The organism is Thermodesulfovibrionia bacterium, assembly GCA_030646035.1.
In the GTDB taxonomy this organism is placed as follows: Bacteria; Nitrospirota; Thermodesulfovibrionia; order UBA6902; family UBA6902; genus JACQZG01.
In genome coordinates this window covers 1-4,444 of record JAUSMY010000013.1, presented here as the reverse complement: position 1 = coordinate 4,444, position 4,444 = coordinate 1, and the positions used below count along the sequence as shown (strand labels likewise).

Here is a 4,444-nt window from a genome sequence, read left to right as displayed (position 1 = left end):
TTCACTCTGAGCTTCGCCTACTGCCTCGCTTCCACTCTCACTACTCTCGTCCTCGTCTTCACTCTCTTCTTCCTCGTCACCACCATCTTCTTCTTTCTGCAGTACCATCTTACCCGCAGCTATGCTCGCATTCAGATCTGTCTTCGCAACTTCCTCATGCACCAAATTCTGATGACAATCTATACAGGTCGCGCCCTCTGTCTTCATCTTCTTATGCGCTTCCTGTGCATCAGCTCCCGGTGGATTCGGGTTCTTATGACAATCTCTACACGTCACGCTATCCCATTTCTTCAGATTCATGCGCGCATCATGAGCCATTATCAAACGACGCTCATTAAACTTCTCTAGCGTCGAATAATCATTCACCATCTCTAAATAAAGCTCTCTCGCTCCATCTACCGCATGAGTATATACAGCAAGGTGGAAATTCTTAAATCCTTGCGGTATATGGCAATCCTTACAGCCAGGATTTACCCCTAATGCCCCATAGTGAGTCGATTCCTTCAATTCCTTCTGGGTGTATGTCATGGAGTGACAACTGGTACAGAATTCCTCCGTTGACAGAGCCGCTTCTCCACCAAACACTACTGCCACTAATACAATACCCAGCAATCCACCTGTCAACAGGGTTCCTATTGCGCCTTTCTGTAAGCCTGTCATTCGTCTTTTCCTTTACCTTTTTTCGCACCTTTCTCTGGCACTTTTGCACTAGCCTGAAATTCATCATGATATTTAAATTTCGGCTCACCAGTAAAAGATCCATCCAGTTTGTAATGCTCGTGCATCGCCTTGACGTCTTTTACCATTTTATCAAAGGTAAAAGTGTACTTTTCGTCCACTGATGGAGTAAATGGTGTATAGGGCGGCTTTGCCCCTTTCCAAGGAGATCCTTCATAATTTAAGTGGCAAGCATTGCAAGATTCTTCAAAATGAAAATCCTGGCCTTTGTCAGCAACTACTTTACGTTGCGTTGTCGTGCCTTTGCTTTCAAATGCCTGCCCTGCTTTACGGTGTTCACCACGATATACTCTACCGGGTCCATGACACGATTCACAACCAACGGCTGCCAGCGGTTTTTTAGGTGCTTCTATGGTATAGCCACCTTTCTTGCCAAATCCATCTACGTGACAACCAACACAATCTTTGTCTTGGGTATAGTCTTTCTCTGGATCCAGTTTGGCTTTAATCTTTTCTTCTTTACGTGTGCCTGGCTTCAGGGATTCCATCGCTTTGGCATGTGCTGTGTCTTTCCATGATTTAGCTTGTGCTTTATGACATGAGCTACATTTGGTGCGCCCTTCGAATGAGTCCGCTACGGCTGCGCCAGATAAAAATGCAAACATTGCCAAGATAGCAAGTATGTAAGTGATTGCGTGCTTCATCCTTCCTCCTTTATGCTTTTTTAATTCAAGTTTATATGCCGCGTATTGTACGCTATCGCCCGATTGTGTAAATGACTATGTAGTCGTGTCGGGTACTTTTTGCGGCTGCTGTCTCTTTTTATTGTTCAAAACTTACTCTTGCTTTCGCTCATCTTTGTCTACGGTATCTTGTAAACCCAGTAACCACCTTGTTGATAGATGAGTTGCGCTGCTTCCAATTCCAAGGGTGCTTTTTTATCTACAAATGGCAGCATCCTTGCAAGCAGTGTCTGACTACTCGCTTCATCGCTGAGAAAAAATACTCTGATCTCTTCGTCTGACAGAGATTGCAATGTGTAGGTGTTAAAGTCATTTTCCTTGAGCTGTACTTTCATGTGATTAATCATGCCATGCATGTTGCCAGTCAATGGAAAGTTTTGATAAGCAACTCCGATTTTGTCTGGGTACATGAGTCCTAGTTTATACAGGTCGGTTACATGTACTATCAAGTAAGCCTCTCGGTTTGACCCAATCAGCTCTCGCAGCTGGGCTACGCCTTCTTCTGCGCTTGCTGCTAGCGCTTGACTAAAGCGTTTGAATTGCTCTTGTTCTTTTGAGTTGGCGCTACTTTCCCAAAATTGGTTTTCGTAGGCCATGATGGCTTTACTTTGCTCCAGCCAAGCAACCGGTACCATCAGCGGTTCATTTAAGTGACTGGTAAAGAGTGTGTCATGCCCCGTCAGCAGCTTTATTTGCCGTGATGTATCCCACCAGGACAATATCAGCGCGTCTTTGGGTGCATGCTTGCCAATAACCGCTGCTAATGCACTTAGTTCTGATGGTTTTCTGTCCAGGTTATAGAGTATTTCGTTAGTACTGTTCTTCCAGTAGGTGAGCACTCGCGGTCCATCACCTTGCTGCGCCACTATGAGTTCTGCTATCGGTTTATCAATACCTTCCGCTTGTACCTTATATTGACTCAGCTTTAAGTCCGGCCATGCATCCAGATCCATTTGAGGGAATTTTTTGCTGTCACCTTCCGATATTAGCTGGTATTGGTAGGGTGCCGGTATCGGTGTAAACCACAGATAGGCAAACCAGCCAAGCAAAAGTAAACCTCCCGTCACTAGGAGTATGCCTAATGACGGGAGTAGTTTGTCCCCCGACCGCGCCGATTTGGCGCGATCAGTTGCGTCGGTGGTGATCAATCTTCGCTTTGCTTACGTTTACGCCAGCCTGCTAATGCCAGTGTTCCGGCTAGCAACATACCACCACCTAAACCGCCCAGTGAGATTTTCTCAGCTGTGCCGTCCAAGTCCAGTAAGCTGGTTTTCTTGGATTCAAGATTCTTAACACGTTCTTGCAGCGCTACCATTTCACGGATACGTGTATTTTCATCTTGGATTTCTACATAAGCACGATTCATTGGACCCCAACCTTCAGTATAAGTCCAACCACCTGGATTAACGTGTGCCAATCCTACGTGCATCTTAGCCAAATCATTCTCACCCATTTCCAGAATCTTCAACTCTAAAGAAGCTGGGTTGTTACCTTTTGCCCAGAACAGTTGCGAGAATATCGCAAAACCTGGTTTCTCTGGTGGTGGTGGATTAGGACGATTGGTTTTTTGTCCAGCCAACAAGCCTTCGTTGTAGAGTTTCTCTACTACTGCATGGGCTTCTTGGTATTTCGCCAATCCAGCCAATGTACCTTTGTCCATCAGATCCAAATAAGAGCGTGCAAAACGCTCTGAGTGGCACTGTGTACAGGTGACTACCCATGAATCCAGACGGGTTTCTGACCATTCGCTTTTGATGTTCTCCGCAATTCCAGGTACAAATGGATAGTTTGCCCAACGAATCTTTCTGACCATGTTGTGAGCATACTGCCCTTCATATTCCATATGACAGCCTGCGCAGGTCGGTGCACTTTGTCCGCCTTTAGCATAAGCATCTTTCAGTTGCACATCCCAGTTCCATTGATTACCCAGCATCGATACAATCTTGCCGTGCTTGGACATCGAATAGGCTTCCCAGTTATTGTGATCTACACCACTATGACAGGTCGCGCATGCTTCCGGTTTACGTGATTCGGCCGCTGAGAATTCATGACGGGTATGGCATGAGTCACATTTATTTTGGTTGGTGTGACACATTGAGCAGCCTTCAGCAACCTCGCGTTGTGGCATCGCTGCCCAGACTGTGGTCTCCACGTTCGCTTTGTAGTCCAGTGCGTGTGAAGGACGTCCATTGGGCCATTGACCTGCCGGCCAAATCATGGTGTCGCGCTCTGACTCACGTTCCGCAAACTCTTGCAAGTGACACGTTCCGCATACATCAGCTGTCGGCATCTTCAGATCTTTCGCGTGATCCGCTTTCTTCTTAGCACCAATTTCTACGTGACAGTCAATACAACCCACTTCTTTCAGGTTCTCGCCTTCAGCCAGTTTCCCCATCGAACGCAAATTCTTCTCTACATCTTCCAGCTTACCTTTCTTGTAAAAAGTAGGGTCTTCTGGTTTGAGATTGCGAATCTTGTCCAGGTTTGCATGGCTACTACGCTTCCATGCTTGTACCCATACCGGCGATTCATCTGTGTGACATTCTACGCATTCTTTGCGACTTACCACTTCTTTATGTGATGTTGGTGGCGCGTAAAATGTCGCTGGATCAAGGTAGATTCCATAGGGAATCGGTTCCCAGTATTGCGCCATCGTGCCCGGTCCAGCACCTTGTGCAGGATCTTTGTAGCGCTTTACCAATGATTCATACAATTGCTTGGGCGTGGTCGTCGCACGATCCAATTTCAGTGCTTCATACAACTCATCCGGTACTGACGGTATGTTCGCTTGTGCCGATCCTATTACCAACACTCCAAACAGTACCATCACTATCCTCAGCCATAGCTTGGCAACCATGTTTCTCTCCTTTGTTTTTCCAAAATTTTTGCTCTCTTTCTCTCTTTGCTCTTCTTCTTATTCTCTCAAGCAAGCCCTAGCCTTCCAAAACTCGCCATCCCTAGGATACCTTAATTCAGCAACCCAGTTCATCCCTAGACTACTTACTCACCCACACACTGTCAAG

General features: G+C 46.3%; 4 protein-coding genes. All 4 read right to left on the bottom strand.

What is annotated here, in order from left to right; genetic code table 11:
- The coding region (locus Q7U10_02220; protein MDO8281435.1) for a NapC/NirT family cytochrome c at positions 1 to 660 on the bottom strand (660 nt) is incomplete at its 3' end.
- The gene (locus Q7U10_02215) at positions 657 to 1,382 is read right to left on the bottom strand and encodes a cytochrome c family protein (protein ID MDO8281434.1); all 726 of its coding nucleotides are present in this window, start codon (positions 1,380 to 1,382) and stop codon (positions 657 to 659) included. The genes Q7U10_02220 and Q7U10_02215, both read right to left, overlap by 4 nt.
- A gap of 158 nt (positions 1,383 to 1,540) precedes the next feature.
- Entirely contained in the window at positions 1,541 to 2,569 is a 1,029-nt protein-coding gene (haoB, locus tag Q7U10_02210; GenBank protein MDO8281433.1) for a hydroxylamine oxidation protein HaoB, read from the bottom strand.
- Positions 2,566 to 4,278, bottom strand: coding sequence for a multiheme c-type cytochrome (locus tag Q7U10_02205; protein ID MDO8281432.1), 1,713 nt, complete (start codon positions 4,276 to 4,278; stop codon positions 2,566 to 2,568). Before Q7U10_02205 ends, haoB begins: the two co-directional genes overlap by 4 nt.
- Positions 4,279 to 4,444: the final 166 nt, after the last annotated feature.